This is a genomic window from Streptomyces sp. NPDC002868 (assembly GCF_055563295.1).
This window is the reverse complement of record NZ_JBVHDR010000011.1, coordinates 108,764-126,123: the sequence shown is the minus strand read 5'-3', so window position 1 is coordinate 126,123 and position 17,360 is coordinate 108,764. Positions and strand designations below refer to the sequence as shown.

The following is a 17,360-nucleotide window of genomic DNA, read 5'->3' as shown; positions in this document are numbered from 1 at the left end:
GCACAATCACGCCGCACGCCGGGAGGCTCCTTTGCACCGCCGCCGTCGCACCGCGCTCACCGTCTCAGCCGCGCTGCTCGTCGCCGCGCCCCTCCTCGCCGCCTGCGGCAGTGAGGCTCACCCAGGGGCCGCCGCCGTCGTCGGTGGGGAGCGGATCGAGGTGTCCACCGTCCAGGCGAAGGTGAAGGACGTGCGCGCCGCCCAGCAGCGCTCCCCCCAGTCCGCCCAGCTCATCAAGGACAGCGGGCAGCTCAGCCGCGCCAAGCTCTACGACCTGATCGTCGAGCGGGTCGTCCAGCGCGCCGCCGACGACGCCGGGGTCGAGGTCAGCCGCAAGGAGATCCAGGACGGGCGGACCGCCCTCGTGCAGCAGTCCGGTGGCGAGGAGCAGCTCGCGGCCATGTATCTGCAGCAGCGCGGCGTCGCCCCCGACCAGCTGGGCGACGTCGTACGCCGCGACATCCTGGTAAGCAAGCTCGCCGAGGCCCTCGGCGCGACCAACACTCCCGAGGGTCAGCAGAAGCTGAACCAGGCATTCACCGCCGCCGCCAAGGCGCTGGACATCGACGTCAACCCCCGCTTCGGCACCTGGGACGACCGGAAACTCGAGCTCGGCAACTACAAGGCCCCGTGGATCACCCAGGTCAGCAAGGAGCCGGAGCCCGTCGAGGCGGGTGCGTAGCGGCGCGAGGTAGGTTCGAGGGGTGACCACAGAAGCACCAGTCGCCCCCGGCCGAATCGTTCTGCTCACCGCAAGCCACCGCGTCGCGCCCGGGCTGCTGTCCTGGCCCGCGTGGCAGACGCTGCACGCCGCCGACCGGGTGCTCTGTGCCGACGGGGCCCACCCCCAGCTGCCGTATCTCCGCGAGGCCGGTGTCGCCGTGGAGATAACGGCCGTCACCGCGCAGGAGCTGGTCGACGCCTGCGCCGGGGGTACCTCTCAGGCCGAAGGCTCTGGGGGAGGCCGCACCGTCGTGGTCGTCCCCTCCGGCGAGGGCGATACGGCCCTGACCGACGGGCTCGCCCGGCTCGCCGGGTCCGGGCGGGTGCAGATGCCGGACCTGGAGCTGCTCCCCGGCTCGTACGACCTGCCCGGCGCCCGTCTCCTCGACCTCGTCCAGGTCATGGACCGGATCCGCGCCGAGTGCCCCTGGTCGTCGACCCAGACCCACAAGGGCCTCGCCAAATACGGCATCGAGGAGGCGTACGAACTCGTCGAGGCGATCGAGGACGGCGACCGCGACGAGCTGCGCGAGGAGCTCGGGGACGTACTCCTGCAGGTCATCTTCCACGCGCGCATCGCGCAGGAGGACGAGGAAGAGCCGTTCTCCATCGACGACGTCGCCGGGACGATCGTCGAGAAGCTCATCCACCGCCACCCGCACGTCTTCGGCGACGAGCACGCCGAGACGCCGGAGGACGTGAAGGAGCACTGGCTCCGCACGAAGGCGATCGAGAAGCAGCGCGACTCCGTGACGGACGGCGTGCCGCTGGGCCAGCCCGGCCTCGCCCTCGCCGCGAAGCTCGCCGGCCGGGTCCGTACCGCCGGCCTCGACGTCCCGCTCCCCGCCGGCCCGGGCACCGGCTACGAACTGCTCGCCCTCGCCGTCCGGGCGGAGGAGTCCGGTACCGACCCCGAGGCCGCCCTGCGCGCCGCGGCCCGCGCCTACCGGGACGCGATCCGCGCCGCCGAGGGACAGGAGTGAGCGCTCAGCCCGAGCTGTTCACCTGGGAGTTCGCCACCGACCCCTACCCCGCCTATGCGTGGCTCCGGGAAAACTCGCCGGTCCACCGGACCACCCTCCCCAGCGGGGTCGAGGCATGGCTGGTGACGCGGTACGCCGATGCCAAGCAGGCCCTCGCCGACCAGCGGCTCAGCAAGAATCCCGCGCATCACGACGAGCCCGCCCATGCCAAGGGCAAGACGGGGATCCCCGGCGAGCGCAAGGCTGAGCTGATGACCCATCTGCTGAACATCGACCCGCCGGACCACACCCGGCTGCGGCGGCTGGTGTCGAAGGCGTTCACCCCGCGCCGGGTTGCCGAATTCGCCCCGCGTGTACAGGAGTTGACGGACCGGCTCATTGATGGGTTCGTGGAGAGGGGGGAGGCGGATCTGATTCATGAGTTCGCGTTCCCGCTCCCCATCTATGCCATCTGCGACTTGCTCGGCGTCCCGCGCGAGGACCAGGACGACTTCCGCGACTGGGCCGGGATGATGATCCGCCACGGCGGCGGGCCGCGCGGCGGCGTCGCCCGTTCTGTGAAGAAGATGCGGGGCTATCTCGCGGAGTTGATCCACCGAAAGCGGGAGGGGCCCGGGGAGGACCTGATCTCGGGGCTGATCCGGGCCAGCGACCACGGCGAGCACCTCACCGAGAACGAGGCCGCTGCCATGGCCTTCATCCTTCTCTTCGCGGGTTTTGAAACTACCGTGAACTTGATCGGCAATGGGGTATATGCCCTGCTTCGTAATCCGGAACAGCGGGAGCGGCTCCAGACGTCTCTCGCCGCCGGTGAGACCGAGCTACTGGCCACCGGTGTCGAAGAACTCCTGCGCTACGACGGGCCCGTGGAGCTCGCCACCTGGAGGTTCGCCACCGAGGCGCTCGTCATCGGCGGGCAGCGGATCGCGGCGGGCGATCCCGTACTCGTCGTACTCGCCGCCGCCGACCGGGACCCGGAGCGGTTCGCCGACCCGGACAGCCTCGATCTGTCCCGGCGGGACAACCAGCATCTCGGGTACGGGCACGGCATCCACTACTGCCTCGGCGCGCCGCTCGCGCGTCTCGAGGGGCAGACCGCGCTCGCCACGCTGCTCAGGAGAATGCCGGACTTGCGGCTTGCAGGCGATCCGGCCGATTTGCGGTGGCGTGGGGGTCTCATTATGCGCGGATTGCGCACTCTGCCGGTTGAGTTCACTGCTCGACAGATCTGACGCTTTGTCAAGACTGTGACTTTCACGTGATCTCCGCTGCATCGACTTGTGACTTCCGTTCGAATGCGGCTACGTTCACCGTCGTCTCAGTAGTCACGTGAAAGGCAACCGCATGCGTTCCGGGAACGGGCGACACCGCCGACCTCGTCAGGCTCCTGCCATTGTTGTCGCGGCAGGGGTGACGGGATCGGCCATCGCCATCCCCCTTCTCGGCGCCGGTTCGGCCTCCGCCGCCGACGCCTCCATGTGGGACCGCGTCGCGGAGTGCGAGAGCGGCGGCATGTGGAGTGCCGACCTCGGCAACGGGCACTACGGCGGGCTGCAGTTCTCGCAGGAGGCCTGGCAGGACTTCGGCGGTACGGACTACGCGCCCCGCGCCGACCTCGCCAGCCGCTCGCAGCAGATAGCGGTCGCCGAGAAGGTCCTCGACGCACAGGGCCCCGCGGCGTGGCCCGGCTGCGCGGCACTCGCCGGCCTGAAGAACGACGGCGCCGCCACCGGCGTCGACCCGGGCATCGTGCCGTCGTCCGAGCAGAGCACCCCGGTCGAGTCGCTCATACCCACGACCCCCTCCGCCGAGCCCACCACGGCGGCGTCTGCCGAGCCGACCGCGGACCCGGCCGAGTCGGCCGAGCCCGCCGAGTCGGCGGCCGCGGACGCGGCGCTGGGCGCCGACAGTGGCAGCGGCAAGCACCGTGGCGAGGCCGCCCCGGAGCAGACCGAGCCGGGCAATGCGGACAATGAGCGCGAAGTGGGTCGTCATGCCTCGCGAGGTGACGGTTCGGCACGCGACAATGCGGGCAACCCGGATGAGGAAGGCGAGACGGGCAATGCGGACGCCGCGCCCGGTGAGTACACCGTCCGGCCGGGCGACAGTCTGTGGGCCATCGCCGACAAGCAGAAGCTCTCCGGCGGCTGGACCGCGCTCTACGAGGCGAACCAGCAGACCGTCGGCGCCGACCCCGATCTCATCCTTCCTGGCCAGAGCCTTGATCTGGGCGTGAAGTAGGGGTAATTCGCCGCCAGTTCAGGGTCAGTTTCGCGGGCATATGTCCGAGTCTGCGCAAGTGAGACAAGGGTCTCTTTGTCCCAACTGCTGTGACTTGCCCGGCGGAACCACTCATTCCGCCCTTCACCTGCGGAAACGGGAGTGACTGGGGCGGCGAGATGGGCGATTTCTCCCCGATGTTCACCTTTGAACATCGGGGAGAGGTGTGTTTACGGTCTGATCGCTCGCCACCGCGGGCACCGCTGACCGTCACGCCGAATCCTGCCGACGGTCGGGGGGAGTAGTCGTCGCGCAGAGCGCCGAAGGCAGGAGCGGGGGACCCAAGGTAAGTGCCGGCCCCGGCCGTTGAGATCGACGGCTCCAACCGGCTTGGGGTGAAGCCGCGCGCAGGACGCGCGGCCGGGCAACTCGTCGGCCCGAACCCGACAGCTCACCTCGTAGGCGTCGGTGAGGAGATGTTCCATGCTGTTTTCCAGCAAGGGCAAGCACCGTCGCCCGACCGTTTTCAATCGGACTACGCGTTTCGCCGCCATCGCCGGCGTCACCGGTGCGGCCGTCGCCGCCCCGCTCCTCGGCGCCACCTCGGCGTCCGCCGCGACCACCTCCGAGTGGGACCAGGTCGCCCAGTGCGAGTCCGGCGGCAACTGGTCCATCAACACCGGCAACGGCTACTACGGCGGCCTGCAGTTCTCGGCCTCCACCTGGGCCGCGTACGGCGGCACGCAGTACGCCGCGAGCGCCGACCAGGCCTCCAAGTCCCAGCAGATAGCGGTCGCCGAGAAGGTCCTGGCCGGCCAGGGCAAGGGCGCGTGGCCGAACTGCGGCGTCAACCTGTCCAACGCCGCGAACGACGGCGGCTCCGCCGACGCCGGCACCACGCAGCCGGCGCAGCCGAAGCGTGCCGAGGTTCCCACCACCCGCTCCGAGCGCCCCGCCGCTCCGGCAAAGCCCGCGAAGCCCGCCGCGAAGGCCAAGGGCTTCAAGAAGGGCGACGGCGAGTACAAGGTCAAGGCCGGCGACACCCTCGGCAAGATCGCCGAGACCGAGAAGGTCAGGGGCGGCTGGCAGAAGCTGTTCGACCTGAACAAGGACATCATCGACGACGCGGACGTCATCTACCCGGGCCAGCAGCTCCACCTGAGCTGACCCGCTCCGCCCGAGCCGGCTGCCCCGGCTCCGCCCGAGCTGACCCCCCGGGCCCCAGAGCACCCCGGTCCGGCGCGCTATCCCCCGTACGCGCCGGGCCGGGGTTCTGCCTTGTCACTGCCTGTTCATGCCCTTTTCCGTCCCAGCGGGCGGGCACCGGCCGACCGATGCCCCGGAGCCGGTTAGGCTCTTGCCGCAAGGCCACGGAGACCCTGCACTGCCCTGCACTGCTTGTGTCCCACTGCTTGAGTCACATTTAGCGTCACATCCCAGAAGGAGATGCTCGTGCCGTCCATCGACGTCGTCGTAGCCCGGGAAATCCTGGACTCCCGAGGCAACCCCACGGTCGAGGTCGAGGTTGGCCTCGACGACGGCAGCACGGGTCGTGCTGCTGTTCCGTCCGGCGCCTCCACCGGTGCGTTCGAGGCTCTTGAGCTCCGCGACGGTGACCAGAACCGCTACCAGGGCAAGGGCGTCGAGAAGGCCGTCCTCGCCGTCATCGAGCAGATCGGCCCGGAGCTCGTCGGGTACGACGCCACCGAGCAGCGCCTGATCGACCAGGCGATGTTCGACCTGGACGCCACCCCGGACAAGTCCTCGCTCGGCGCCAACGCGATCCTCGGCGTCTCCCTCGCCGTGGCGCACGCCGCCTCCGAGGCCTCCGATCTGCCGCTCTTCCGCTACCTGGGCGGCCCGAACGCGCACCTGCTGCCCGTTCCGATGATGAACATCCTGAACGGCGGCTCGCATGCCGACTCCAACGTGGACATTCAGGAGTTCATGATCGCCCCGATCGGCGCGGAGTCCTTCTCCGAGGCCCTGCGCTGGGGCGCCGAGGTCTACCACACCCTCAAGAAGGTCCTGAAGCAGAAGGGTCTGTCCACCGGCCTGGGCGACGAGGGCGGCTTCGCGCCGAACCTCGACTCCAACCGCGCCGCGCTGGACCTGATCCTCGAGGCCATCAAGGAAGCCGGCTACGCCCCCGGCAAGGACATCGCGCTCGCGCTCGACGTCGCCGCGTCCGAGTTCTACAAGGACGGCTCGTACGAGTTCGAGGGCAAGTCCCGCTCGGCCGCCGAGATGACGGAGTACTACGCGGAGCTCGTCGCGGCGTACCCGCTCGTCTCCATCGAGGACCCGCTGTTCGAGGACGACTGGGCCGGCTGGAAGGTCCTCACCGACAAGCTGGGCAGCAAGGTCCAGATCGTCGGCGACGACCTCTTCGTCACCAACCCGGAGCGCCTCGCCCGCGGCATCGAGGACGGTGCCGCGAACGCCCTGCTCGTCAAGGTCAACCAGATCGGTTCACTGACCGAGACCCTGGACGCCGTCGAGCTCGCCCAGCGCAGCGGCTTCAAGTGCATGATGTCGCACCGCTCCGGCGAGACCGAGGACGTGACCATCGCCGACCTGGCGGTCGCCACCAACTGCGGCCAGATCAAGACCGGCGCCCCGGCCCGCTCCGAGCGCGTCGCCAAGTACAACCAGCTGCTGCGCATCGAGGAGATCCTCGACGACGCCGCGGTGTACGCGGGCCGCTCGGCGTTCCCGCGGTTTCGCTATGCGAACTAATAAGCACAGCAAGGGCTGACGCTCTCCCTTACGTACGTCCCCGGCCGCGGTCCCGTACCGTGTCCGGGGACGTACGTACGTATTGGGGAGGCGGGACATGGCCGGGCAGGACCGCGATCGGTTCTCCACCGCGACCAGGATTCGGCTGCTCGGCGAGCAGACCGCCGCTCGCGTCTACCGGTCGCAGAACCGCAGGCAGGCCCGCCGCTCCCGGCTCACCGGCCGCGCGGCCTTCCTGGCCCTGGTGGTCTGCTCGCTGGCCGTCGCGCTCGCGTATCCGATGCGGCAGTACGTCTCCCAGCGCGCCGACATCGCCGACCAGGAGCGCCGGATGGCGGACGCCAAGGAGCAGGTCGAGCGGCTGAGGGACGAGAAGGCGCGGCTCCAGGACGACATGTACATCCGGCGCCTCGCCCGCGAGCACCTGCATCTCGTGGTGCCGGGAGAGACCGGCTACATCATGATCAACCCCGAGGCCGCCGAGAAGCGCCGCACCGAAGAGGGGGCGACCGACCGCCCCTGGTACTCGAACGTCTGGGACGGCGTCGACAACGCCGACCGCACCAAGTAGCAGCCACACAGAAGCACCGCTAGAACCAAGGCAGGCATGGAAACGCCCCCTCCCACCACCGCCCCGACCGAGCCCACCGACGCGGACATCGCCGCGTTCAAGAAGCAGCTCGGCCGTCCGCCGCGCGGACTGCGCGCCATCGCGCACCGCTGCCCGTGCGGTCAGCCCGACGTCGTCGAGACCGCGCCGCGGCTCCCCGACGGCACCCCCTTCCCGACGCTGTACTACCTGACCTGCCCGCGGGCCGCCTCGGCGATCGGCACGCTGGAGGCCAACGGCGTGATGAAGGAGATGAACGAGCGCCTCGCGACCGACCCGGAGCTGGCTGCCGAGTACCGCGCCGCCCACGAGGACTACATCGAACGCCGCGACGCCATCGAGGTACTGGAGGGCTTCCCGAGCGCGGGCGGCATGCCGGACCGGGTGAAGTGCCTGCACGTCCTGGTCGGCCACTCGCTCGCGGCGGGACCCGGCGTCAATCCGCTGGGCGACGAGGCGATCGCGATGCTGCCCGAGTGGTGGCGCAAGGGCCCGTGCGTCACGCCGTTCGAAGGAGGGGACGAGAAGTGACCCGGGTCGCCGCCATCGACTGCGGTACGAACTCCATCAGGCTGCTTGTCGCCGACGCGGATCCGGCCACCGGTGAGCTGGTCGACCTCGACCGGCGGATGACGATTGTCCGGCTCGGCCAGGGCGTGGACCGGACCGGGCGGCTCGCCCCCGAGGCGCTGGAGCGGACCTTCGCGGCCTGCCGCGAGTACGCCGCCGTGATCAAGAAGCACGGCGCGGAGAAGATCCGCTTCGTGGCCACCTCCGCCTCGCGCGACGCGTCCAACCGGGACGACTTCGTCCGCGGAGTGCTCGACATCCTGGGCGTCGAACCCGAGGTGATCACCGGGGACGAGGAGGCGGAGTTCTCCTTCACCGGCGCCACGAGGGAGCTGCCGGGCCACGAGGAGCGCCTGGTGGTGGACATCGGCGGCGGCTCGACCGAGTTCGTCGTCGGCCATGAGGAGGTCGAGGCCGCGCGGTCCGTGGACATCGGCTGCGTACGGCTGACCGAGCGGCACATCCGGCACGATCCGCCGACGCCCGAAGAGGTCGCCGCGATCCGCGCCGACATCGAGGCCGCGCTCGACCTCGCCGAGGAGACCGTCCCGATCCGTGAGGCGCAGACGCTGGTCGGCCTGGCCGGGTCGGTGACGACGGTGGCGGCGATCGCGCTCGGTCTCGACGAGTACGACCCGACGAGGATCCACCACGCACGGGTCCCCTACGCCCGGGTCAAGGCGATCAGCGACGCGCTGCTGAAGGCCGACCACGAGCAGCGCGCCGCGCACCCGGCGATGCACCCGGGGCGGGCCGACGTCATCGGGGCCGGGGCGCTCGTACTGACCGCGATCATGGAGCGGATCGGGGTGCCCGAGGTGGTCGTGAGCGAGCACGACATCCTTGACGGGATCGCCTGGTCGATCGCTTAGAAGCGGCCTCTGAACCGGCCTCTGAATCAGCCTCTGAACGAACTTCGTGAAGTTCTTCACAAGGAAAAGGCCCCTGACGGGCCCTGTGGGGGGCCGAAAGGCCCCTCCGGCCCGTCCGCCCCGTCCCGTGGGGTGTATTCGGGGCGGTGCGGGGCGCGTTACGGGGGCGTGTACCGGGCCGCTGGTTCACCTACGGCAGGTCCCTTAGGGTCCAGCTCACGAGGGGTGAACAACGCTTCCCCTTATACCGTGGTTCCCCCGCCGCGCCATGACCTCGGTCACGTGGGCCGCGCAGTGTAGCAGAGGTGGGTCGACACCTTGTGAAGGGGCTCACGAGCACCCCCCCTGAGAGGGGTGGATACTCGATGGCATGAGCACCACGGAGCGTCCCAGGATCCTCGTTGTAGGCGGTGGGTACGTAGGCCTGTACGCAGCTCGTCGCATTCTGAAGAAGATGCGCTACGGCGAGGCGACCGTCACGGTCGTCGACCCGCGCTCGTACATGACGTACCAGCCCTTCCTCCCCGAAGCTGCCGCCGGCAGCATCTCGCCTCGGCATGTCGTCGTCCCGCTGCGACGCGTGCTGCCCAAGGCTGAGGTGCTCACCGGCCGGGTCACCACCATCGATCAGGACCGCAAGGTCGCCACGATCTCGCCGCTGGTCGGCGAGGCGTACGAGCTGCCCTTCGACTACCTGGTCGTCGCGCTCGGCGCGGTCTCCCGCACCTTCCCGATCCCCGGCCTCGCCGAGCAGGGCATCGGTATGAAGGGCATCGAAGAGGCCATCGGCCTGCGCAACCACGTACTCGAGCAGCTCGACAAGGCCGACTCGACGACCGATGAGGACGTCCGCCGCAAGGCGCTGACCTTCGTCTTCGTGGGCGGCGGCTTCGCCGGCGCGGAGACCATCGGCGAGGTGGAGGACCTGGCGCGCGACGCGGCCAAGTACTACACCAGCGTCAAGCGCGAGGACATGCGCTTCATCCTGGTCGACGCGGCCGACAAGATCCTTCCCGAGGTGGGTCCGAAGCTGGGCAAGTACGGCAAGGAGCACCTCGAGGGCCGCGGCATCGAGATCTACCTGTCGACCTCGATGGACTCCTGCGTGGACGGCCACGTGGTGCTGAAGAACGGCCTCGAGGTCGACTCCAACACCATCGTGTGGACGGCCGGCGTGAAGCCGAACCCGGCGCTGGCGCGCTACGGCCTGCCGCTCGGCCCGCGCGGCCATGTGGACTGCACCGACAAGCTCCAGGCCAAGGGCACCGACTACATCTGGGCCGCGGGCGACAACGCGCAGGTCCCGGACATGGCGGCCCGCAAGGCCGGCGTCGAGAACGCCTGGTGCCCGCCGAACGCCCAGCACGCGCTGCGTCAGGCGCGGGTGCTCGGCGACAACGTCATCTCCGGCATGCGGGGCTTCCCGCAGAAGGAGTACAGCCACGCCAACAAGGGTGCGGTGGCCGGTCTCGGCCTGCACAAGGGCGTCGCGATGATCGTCATGGGCAAGATGAAGATCAAGCTCAAGGGCCGTCTGGCGTGGTACATGCACCGTGGCTACCACGGCCTGGCGATGCCGACGTGGAACCGTAAGATCCGGGTCTTCGCGGACTGGACGCTGGCGATGTTCCTCAAGCGCGAGGTGGTCTCGCTGGGCGCGATCGAGACGCCGCGCGAGGAGTTCTACGAGGCGGCCAAGCCGGCTCCGGCGGCGGTAGTGCCGGCCCCGGAGAAGGCGAAGGCCTCCTAGCTCAGGCAAGCCCGCGAAGGGGCCGCCCGCCATCCGTGGTGCGGGCGGCCCCTTCGCTGTGTCCGGGCTCGTTCGCTGTGTCCGGGCTTGCCCGCGAGCCCGTCCTCATCCCCGAACGCGTGGCCGTTCCGCCAAATACATGTGGCGAGCATGTATTTTGCCTGGGCATTGCGCGCCGCCGGGAAGCACGCACAGTGGTCGGATTGTTCTCAGGAGTGCACCGCGCTGCCACCGCAGCCTGGTGCAGGAGCATTTCTGGGATCCATCGTCACGGAGGTGTGCGCCATGGGCGACGCCGCGCTGCGGCTGACCACTCTTGCCGAGGAGTTGCTGGGAACCCCGCTCCCGGTCCGTATCCGGGCCTGGGACGGTAGTGAATCCGGACCTCCAGACGCTCCCGTACTCGTCATCCGGCACCGCCGTGCCCTGCGCCGGCTGCTCTGGCGGCCTGGGGAGCTCGGGCTCGCGCGGGCCTGGGTGGCCGGCGAGATCGATGTCGACGGGGATCTGTACCACGCCCTCGATCTCCTCGCCGGGCTGATCTGGGTTCGCGGCGACGGGGGCGAGGACAGCAGCAACCGGATTCTCGACCCCAGGCTGCGCGCCGCAGCCCGCGGTCTGCTGAAGATCGGCGGGGCGCTGCCCCCGCCGCCACCGCCCCCCGAGGAAGTCCGGCGGCGCGCCGGGCCGTTGCACACCAAGCGCCGTGACAAGAAGGCCATCAGCCACCACTACGACGTCGGCAACAACTTCTACGCGCTCGTCCTCGGCCCTTCCATGGTCTACTCCTGCGCCTACTGGCAGGACGGCGGCACTCTCGAAGACGCCCAGCGCGACAAGCTCGACCTCATCTGCCGCAAGCTCGCCCTCAAACAGGGCGACCGGCTCCTCGACGTCGGCTGCGGCTGGGGCTCCATGGCGGTCCACGCCGCCCGCGAGTACGGCGTCCAGGTCACCGGCGTCACCCTCTCCCGCGAGCAGGCCGCCTACGCCCGCAAGCGCATCGCCGAAGAGGGCCTCACCGACCGGATCGAGATCCGCGTTCAGGACTACCGGGACGTCAGGGACGGCCCGTACGACGCCATCTCCTCCATCGGCATGGCCGAACACGTCGGCCAGGTCCGCTACCACGAGTACGCCGACCAGCTCTTCTCGCTCCTCAAGCCCGGCGGCCGGCTGCTCAACCACCAGATCGCCCGCCGCCCCGAAGGAGACGAATCCGCCTACCACGTCGATGAGTTCATCGACCGATATGTTTTCCCCGACGGCGAACTCGCTCCCCTCGGCCGTACCCTCGCCACCCTGGAGGAAGCCGGTTTCGAAGTCCGCGACGTCGAGTCGATCCGCGAGCACTACGCCCTCACCCTGCGCCGCTGGGTCGCCAACCTGGAGGCGAACTGGAGCCAGGCCGTGCGGCACAGCTCGCCGGGCCGGGCCCGCGTCTGGCGGCTCTACATGGCCGCGTCCGCGGTCTCCTTCGAGCGGAACAGGATCGGCGTCAACCAGATCCTGGCCGTGAAGACCCCCGAGAGTGGGGAGTCCGGGCTGCCGCTGCGGGCCCGCGACTGGCACTGAGCGCGTACGCAAGGGGCCCCGCGACCGACTCCCGGTCGCGGGGCCCCTCGCATCCCGTACTGCTACTCCGTCTTGATCGCCGTCAGCATGTTCAGCTTCGCTGCACTGCGGGCCGGCCACAGGGCGGCCAGCACCCCGACCACTCCGGCGAGCAGCAGGAAGATCCCGATCCGGTCCCACGGCACGACCAGCGCGTACCCGGGGATCTCCGACTTGATCGTCTCGCCGATCGCCCAGGCCAGGAAGGAGCCGAGCGCAACACCGATCACCGCGCCGAAGAGCGAGATCACCACCGCCTCCAGGCGGATCATGCGCTTGACCTTCCGGCGGTCCAGGCCGATCGCCCGCAGCATGCCTATCTCCTGCTGACGTTCGAAGACGGACATCGCGAGGGTGTTGATGACACCGAGCACCGCGATGATCAGGGCCATCGCCAGCAGTCCGTACATGATGTTCAGCATGGTGTTGATCATGCCGCCGAACATGTTCCGGATGTCCTGCCGGTCCATGATGCTCATCGCCGGGTTGTCACCCAGCGCGTCCACCAGCGCCTGCTCGTTCGCCTTGCTCGCGCCGCCGTCCATCTTCACCCAGACCTCGGGGATGTACGGCTTCGGCTCGTAGGGAGCGACCAGCGACGTCGACAGCAGGACCGGCGAGAGGAACTCGTTTTCCTTGTAGACCGCGCCGACCGTCAGGGTCTTCGTATCCGCCTTGCCGCCGTCACTGTCATTGCCGAACCTGACCGCGACCGTGTCGCCTGCCTTCCAGCCGTTCGACTTGGCGGTCTTCTCGGCGACCGCGATCTGGCCCTTGCCGAGCGTGGTCATGGAGCCGGAGACCGTCTGCAGATCGAAGACCTTCTCCACGTCCCCGGGGGTGACCGCGGAGGCGGAGTGGAACTCGTCCTTGATCTCCACCGAGGTGGCCTGCTGTGGGGAGACCGCGCTGACGCCCTTCGCCTTTTCCAGTGCGGTGAGCGCCGACTTGTCGAGGGCGCCGCCGCCCGCCATGGTGACCATGTAGTCGGCGCGGATGTTGTCCGTGGTCAACTTGTCGATGGCCTGGCCCAGCGTGACACCGATGACCGTGAGGCCGGTGACCAGCGTGAGGCCGATCGCCAGCGCCGAGGCGGTGGCTCCGGTACGGCGCGGATTGCGGACCGCGTTCTGCCCGGCCAGCTTGCCGGACACCCCGAACACCCGGTGCAGCAGCGGCCGTGCCAGCGCGATGACCGGGCGGGACAGCAGCGGGATCAGCACGATGATGCCGATCAGCGTCAGGAACGCGCCGACGCCGATCACCATCCGGCCCGCTTCCTTGCCCATCGCCGCACCGGCGAGGATCGCCCCCGCACCGGCCAGCGTGATGACACTGCCGAGGGTGTTGCGTACGACCAGGGACTTGGTGGTCGCGGGCAGATGGGCGCTGCCCATCGCCGCCACCGGCGGGATCTTCGCGGCCCGGCGGGCGGGCAGCCATGCGGCGAGCACGGTGACCAGTACACCGACGGCGAGTGCGGAGGCGATCGCGGTGGGCGAGACGACCAGTGGACCGGCGGGCACCTTCGCACCGAAGGAGCCCATCGCGGACCGCAGCCCGGTCGCCAGCCCGATACCGAGGACGAAGCCGATCACGGCGGCGAGCGCGCCGACCACCAGTGCCTCGAGCATCACCGAGCGCTTGACCTGCCGGCGGGAGGCGCCGACGGCGCGCATCAGCGCCAGTTCCCTGGTGCGCTGGGCGACCAGCATGGTGAAGGTGTTGGCGATCAGGAAGATGCCGACGAAGAGGGCGATGGCCGCGAAGGCGAGCAGCATCGTGTTGAGGTTGGACAGGCCCTGCTCGATCTCCCGGGCCTGGTCGTCGGCGAGCTGCTTGCCGGTCTGCGCCTCGGCGTCCTTGGGCAGCAGCGGCTTGACCTCGTCCAGGATCTTCTGGTCGGAGGCGCCGGCCGCGGCGGCGATGGTGACGTCCTTGAAGTAGCCGGGCTGCAGATAGAGCTTCTGGGCGACCGGAGTGTCGAAGAGGACGAGGCTGCCGCCCGCGTTGACGGCGCCGTCCTCGGTGGTGAAGACACCGGAGAGGGTGTAGTCCTTCGCCGGGCCGTTGGTCGCCACCCGCACGGTGTCCCCGACCCGGTACTTGCCCTTGGCCGCGGAGTCCTCGTCGAGGGCGATCTGACTGTTCTTCACCGGGCCCGAGCCGTCGGTGAAGGTGTACGCGGCGTCCTTGCCGTCCTTGCCGGGGGCGAAGTTGGCGCCGGTGTTGGACCAGCCGTTGCCGATCAGCTTGCCGTCCTGGTCGGCGACCCCGGCGAAACCGGAGACCCGTCCGGTGGCCTCGGCGACCCCGTCCAGACCGCGGATCTTCTCCAGGGTCTTGGTGTCGATGTTGGCGTTCTTCTGGCCGTCGGTCTGGTCGCCGAAGGTGGTGACGGCGACCGCGACGTTGTCGTAGCTCTTGGCCGACTGCTTGCGGTAGGCGTTGCCGAGGGTGTCGGTGAAGACCAGGGTGCCGGAGACGAAGGCCACGCCGAGCATCACGGCGAGCACGGTCATCAGCAGCCTGGCCTTGTGCGCGAGCACATTGCGCAGGGCGGTTCGGAACATGTCTGTGTCAGTCCTGGGGTGAGAGCCGGAGGGTGGGGAACAGCGGTCGTTCAGCTGGTCCGGCCCTTGGCGTCGAACTCCTTCATCCGGTCGAGGACGCCGTCGGCGGTGGGGTGCAGCATCTCGTCGACGATCCGGCCGTCCGCCAGGAAAATCACCCGGTCGGCGTAGGAGGCGGCCACCGGGTCGTGGGTGACCATGACGACGGTCTGACCGAGTTCACGCACGGAATTGCGCAGGAAGCCCAGTACCTCCGCGCCCGAGCGCGAGTCCAGGTTTCCGGTCGGCTCGTCACCGAAGATGATCTCCGGCTGCGAGGCGAGGGCGCGGGCGACGGCGACGCGCTGCTGCTGGCCGCCGGAGAGCTGAGTGGGGCGGTGGCTGAGCCGGTCCTGCAGGCCCACCATTTCGATGACCTGCTGCAGCCACTGCTTGTTGGGCTTACGTCCCGCGATGTCCATCGGGAGAGTGATGTTTTCCAGGCCGGTCAGCGTCGGCAGCAGGTTGAACGCCTGGAAGATGAAGCCGATCTTGTCCCGGCGCAGCTGGGTCAGCTGCTTGTCCTTGAGGGAGCCGAGCTCGGTCTCACCGATCCGTACGGACCCGGAGCTGAAGCTGTCCAGGCCGGCCACGCAGTGCATCAGCGTGGACTTGCCGGAGCCCGAGGGGCCCATGATCGCGGTGAACTCCGCCTGCCGGAAGTCGACGGTGACCCGGTCGAGCGCGACCACCTGGGTCTCGCCCTGTCCGTACACCTTGGACAGATCCGTGGCGCGGGCGGCCACTGCGGTGGCGCGGTGAGCGAGGGGGGTGGTGGTCACGAGTGGGCTCTCCTGTCGAGGTGATCTGCGGGGACGAGACCATCCTGTCCGCCGTTCGGCGGCGAGTCGTCAGCCCCGGTGCCCGTTCCGGGGGCCCTCTTCAGTCGGACCGCAGCGCCGGATCGTCCTCCTTTGGTATGACGGCGTCCCTGAGACCCGGCGAGGGAGGGGGCGTGGAGGAGGCGGCGGAGGAGGGGCGGCGACTTTCCGTCATTCCCGCGCGCGGACGGTGGCGGCCACGGGCCGGGCAGGGCGGGTACGAATGCCCCCTTACCTGCACTGACGCACCCTCAGAAGTCAATAAAATAAGACAACATCGGGCCACTGGTGCCGCGGACCGGGGGATCTACCCGGATAGGCTCAAGTGCCAACGCGAACCCGCGCGCCACGCCCGGATGGTGGAATGCAGACACGGCGAGCTTAAACCTCGCTGCCCCTCGGGGGCGTACCGGTTCAAGTCCGGTTCCGGGCACCACACCGCCCTCTGCGCCAGGCGGTGCCCGCCCCGGCGGACGCCGCTGCGGTCACGATCGCGGAAAGATCCTCCCCGAGCACTAGGGTGCTTCTTTTGCTCCCGCATTACTCTTGACTCCAAGGCCGCGCAGGGTGGCCATGGAGGAGTGAGATGAGGAGCAGTAACCCGGTCTTCTCGCGACGGGGGTTCAGCCGCGACAATGGCTACGCGGGGTTCAACGCGCAGCAGCCGCAGGCCGGGGGCCCCGCCGTAGGAAACAACCCCTACGCCCAGGGCACGGCCGCCCCGTACGCGACCAACCCGTACGCACCCGCGGACACGCAGTTCGGCGCGGGCCCGCAGGCCCCCGCCCGTCCCAATGTGATGACCATCGACGACGTCGTGGCGCGCACCGCCATGACGCTCGGCACGGTCGTCCTCACCGCCGTACTCTCCTGGGTCCTGCTGCCCGTCGACGAGGCCAACATCGGCAAGTCGTACGGCATCGCGATCGGCGCGGCCCTGGTGGCCATGGTCCTTTCGCTCATTCAGGCCTTCAAGCGCAAGCCGGTGCCGGCGCTGATCCTGGCCTATGCCGCCTTCGAGGGTGTCTTCCTCGGAGTGATCTCCAGCGCGGTCAGCACCTACATCAGCCCGGGCACAGTGATGCAGGCGGTGCTCGGCACCATGTGCGTCTTCGCCGGTGTGCTCATCGCGTACAAGACCCGGCTCATCCGGGTCAACCGCCGCTTCTACGGCTTTGTGATGGCCGCGGCCATGGGCTTCATCCTGCTCATGGTGGTCAACCTGCTGTTCGCCGTGATCGGCGGCGGTGACGGCCTCGGCTTCCGCAGCGGCGGCCTCGGCATCCTCTTCGGTGTCATCGGCGTCATCCTCGGTGCGTGCTTCCTGGCCCTCGACTTCAAGCAGGTCGAGGACGGGGTCGCGTACGGCGCTCCGCGTGAGGAGTCCTGGCTGGCGGCCTTCGGCCTCACCCTGACCCTGGTGTGGATCTACCTGGAGATGCTGCGACTGCTGTCGATCCTCAACGGCAACGACTGACCGTCCGGGACCGGCTCTGTCCGGGACCGGCCGTCCAGGCCGTGACGAAGGGCCCGCGGGGGTTGCCCGCGGGCCCTTCGGCGTCTCGGGACCTAGAGCAGTTTGCGCGCGGCGCGCCTCAGGTCGTACTCATGGATGATCGCTTTGGCATGTCCGTACGCGAGGTTGTGCTCGCTCCGGAGCCAGCTGACCTTCTCCTCGAAGCGGAAGAGGGAGGGGCCTTCATCGACGGTGCGGAGCCAGTCGGAAATTTCACGACCGGTGCAGTGGGGGATTCGGGAGAGCAGGTTGCGATGGGTCTCTTCGGAGAAGACTTGGGACATCGGCGCCTCCGGACGCTTTGCGCGTGTGGTCCTTAACGCCACCGTG

General features: G+C 69.2%; 15 protein-coding genes, 1 tRNA gene and 1 riboswitch. Of the genes, 13 read left to right on the top strand and 3 right to left on the bottom strand.

Features of this window, described 5'->3' with window-relative positions; genetic code table 11:
* Nucleotides 1–31 precede the first annotated feature (31 nt).
* The 11 genes from ACZ3H8_RS29120 to ACZ3H8_RS29070 all read left to right on the top strand — a co-directional run bounded on the left by ACZ3H8_RS29120 (nt 32) and on the right by ACZ3H8_RS29070 (nt 12,042).
* The gene (locus ACZ3H8_RS29120; RefSeq protein WP_467406938.1) at nt 32–682 is read left to right on the top strand and encodes a SurA N-terminal domain-containing protein; all 651 of its coding nucleotides are present in this window, start codon (nt 32–34) and stop codon (nt 680–682) included.
* Between the two features lie 22 nt (nt 683–704).
* Nucleotides 705–1,706, top strand: a complete 1,002-nt coding sequence (locus ACZ3H8_RS29115) for a nucleoside triphosphate pyrophosphohydrolase (RefSeq protein ID WP_467406937.1) — start codon at nt 705–707, stop codon at nt 1,704–1,706.
* Nucleotides 1,703–2,938, top strand: coding sequence for a cytochrome P450 family protein (locus tag ACZ3H8_RS29110; RefSeq protein WP_467406934.1), 1,236 nt, complete (start codon nt 1,703–1,705; stop codon nt 2,936–2,938). The genes ACZ3H8_RS29115 and ACZ3H8_RS29110 overlap by 4 nt, the downstream gene beginning before the upstream one ends.
* A gap of 112 nt (nt 2,939–3,050) precedes the next feature.
* Nucleotides 3,051–3,947, top strand: a complete 897-nt coding sequence (locus ACZ3H8_RS29105) for a transglycosylase family protein (protein ID WP_467406933.1) — start codon at nt 3,051–3,053, stop codon at nt 3,945–3,947.
* Between the two features lie 287 nt (nt 3,948–4,234).
* A riboswitch (cyclic di-AMP (ydaO/yuaA leader) is annotated at nt 4,235–4,406 on the top strand.
* A gap of 3 nt (nt 4,407–4,409) precedes the next feature.
* Nucleotides 4,410–5,093, top strand: coding sequence for a transglycosylase family protein (locus ACZ3H8_RS29100; protein WP_467406930.1), 684 nt, complete (start codon nt 4,410–4,412; stop codon nt 5,091–5,093).
* Nucleotides 5,094–5,378: 285 nt separating this feature from the next.
* Nucleotides 5,379–6,665, top strand: coding sequence for a phosphopyruvate hydratase (gene eno / locus ACZ3H8_RS29095; protein ID WP_467406928.1), 1,287 nt, complete (start codon nt 5,379–5,381; stop codon nt 6,663–6,665).
* 97 nt (nt 6,666–6,762) lie between these two features.
* Nucleotides 6,763–7,236 (top strand): FtsB family cell division protein, encoded by a 474-nt coding sequence (locus ACZ3H8_RS29090; protein WP_467406926.1) that lies wholly within the window; start codon nt 6,763–6,765, stop codon nt 7,234–7,236.
* Nucleotides 7,237–7,272: 36 nt separating this feature from the next.
* A complete protein-coding gene (locus tag ACZ3H8_RS29085) occupies nt 7,273–7,806 on the top strand; it encodes a DUF501 domain-containing protein (protein WP_467406925.1) in 534 nt (177 codons plus the stop codon).
* The gene (locus ACZ3H8_RS29080; protein WP_467406922.1) at nt 7,803–8,717 is read left to right on the top strand and encodes a Ppx/GppA phosphatase family protein; all 915 of its coding nucleotides are present in this window, start codon (nt 7,803–7,805) and stop codon (nt 8,715–8,717) included. Before ACZ3H8_RS29085 ends, ACZ3H8_RS29080 begins: the two co-directional genes overlap by 4 nt.
* Nucleotides 8,718–9,087: 370 nt before the next feature.
* Nucleotides 9,088–10,467 carry an NAD(P)/FAD-dependent oxidoreductase gene (locus ACZ3H8_RS29075; RefSeq protein ID WP_467406920.1) on the top strand — a complete coding sequence of 460 codons (1,380 nt, stop codon included), beginning with the start codon at nt 9,088–9,090 and terminating at the stop codon, nt 10,465–10,467.
* A gap of 285 nt (nt 10,468–10,752) precedes the next feature.
* Nucleotides 10,753–12,042 (top strand): class I SAM-dependent methyltransferase, encoded by a 1,290-nt coding sequence (locus tag ACZ3H8_RS29070; protein ID WP_467406919.1) that lies wholly within the window; start codon nt 10,753–10,755, stop codon nt 12,040–12,042.
* Nucleotides 12,043–12,104: 62 nt separating this feature from the next.
* Here ACZ3H8_RS29070 and ACZ3H8_RS29065 read toward each other — a convergent pair whose 3' ends face one another.
* Entirely contained in the window at nt 12,105–14,654 is a 2,550-nt protein-coding gene (locus tag ACZ3H8_RS29065; RefSeq protein ID WP_467406916.1) for an ABC transporter permease, read from the bottom strand.
* Between the two features lie 50 nt (nt 14,655–14,704).
* Nucleotides 14,705–15,475, bottom strand: a complete 771-nt coding sequence (locus ACZ3H8_RS29060) for an ABC transporter ATP-binding protein (protein WP_307662988.1) — start codon at nt 15,473–15,475, stop codon at nt 14,705–14,707.
* A 389-nt stretch (nt 15,476–15,864) separates the two neighbouring features.
* Here ACZ3H8_RS29060 and ACZ3H8_RS29055 point away from each other — a divergent pair.
* Nucleotides 15,865–15,950 (top strand) — tRNA-Leu (locus ACZ3H8_RS29055).
* Nucleotides 15,951–16,100: 150 nt separating this feature from the next.
* Nucleotides 16,101–16,991, top strand: coding sequence for a Bax inhibitor-1/YccA family protein (locus ACZ3H8_RS29050; protein ID WP_467406914.1), 891 nt, complete (start codon nt 16,101–16,103; stop codon nt 16,989–16,991).
* Nucleotides 16,992–17,083: 92 nt separating this feature from the next.
* On the opposite strand, the gene ACZ3H8_RS29045 is transcribed toward ACZ3H8_RS29050, so the two are convergent.
* Nucleotides 17,084–17,314: a DUF4287 domain-containing protein gene (locus ACZ3H8_RS29045; RefSeq protein WP_307662990.1), complete on the bottom strand. Its 231-nt coding sequence runs from the start codon at nt 17,312–17,314 to the stop codon at nt 17,084–17,086.
* Between the last annotated feature and the right edge of the window lie 46 nt (nt 17,315–17,360).

What these genes read in the sequence shown, in the direction of transcription:
- ACZ3H8_RS29105 (WP_467406933.1), top strand. Translation starts at nt 3,051, where the DNA reads ATGCGTTCCGGGAACGGGCGACACCGCCGACCTCGTCAGGCTCCTGCC.
- ACZ3H8_RS29100 (WP_467406930.1), top strand. Translation starts at nt 4,410, where the DNA reads ATGCTGTTTTCCAGCAAGGGCAAGCACCGTCGCCCGACCGTTTTCAAT.
- ACZ3H8_RS29090 (WP_467406926.1), top strand. Translation starts at nt 6,763, where the DNA reads ATGGCCGGGCAGGACCGCGATCGGTTCTCCACCGCGACCAGGATTCGG.
- ACZ3H8_RS29085 (WP_467406925.1), top strand. Translation starts at nt 7,273, where the DNA reads ATGGAAACGCCCCCTCCCACCACCGCCCCGACCGAGCCCACCGACGCG.
- ACZ3H8_RS29075 (WP_467406920.1), top strand. Translation starts at nt 9,088, where the DNA reads ATGAGCACCACGGAGCGTCCCAGGATCCTCGTTGTAGGCGGTGGGTAC.
- ACZ3H8_RS29070 (WP_467406919.1), top strand. Translation starts at nt 10,753, where the DNA reads ATGGGCGACGCCGCGCTGCGGCTGACCACTCTTGCCGAGGAGTTGCTG.
- ACZ3H8_RS29065 (WP_467406916.1), bottom strand. Translation starts at nt 14,654, where the DNA reads ATGTTCCGAACCGCCCTGCGCAATGTGCTCGCGCACAAGGCCAGGCTG.
- ACZ3H8_RS29050 (WP_467406914.1), top strand. Translation starts at nt 16,101, where the DNA reads ATGAGGAGCAGTAACCCGGTCTTCTCGCGACGGGGGTTCAGCCGCGAC.
- ACZ3H8_RS29045 (WP_307662990.1), bottom strand. Translation starts at nt 17,314, where the DNA reads ATGTCCCAAGTCTTCTCCGAAGAGACCCATCGCAACCTGCTCTCCCGA.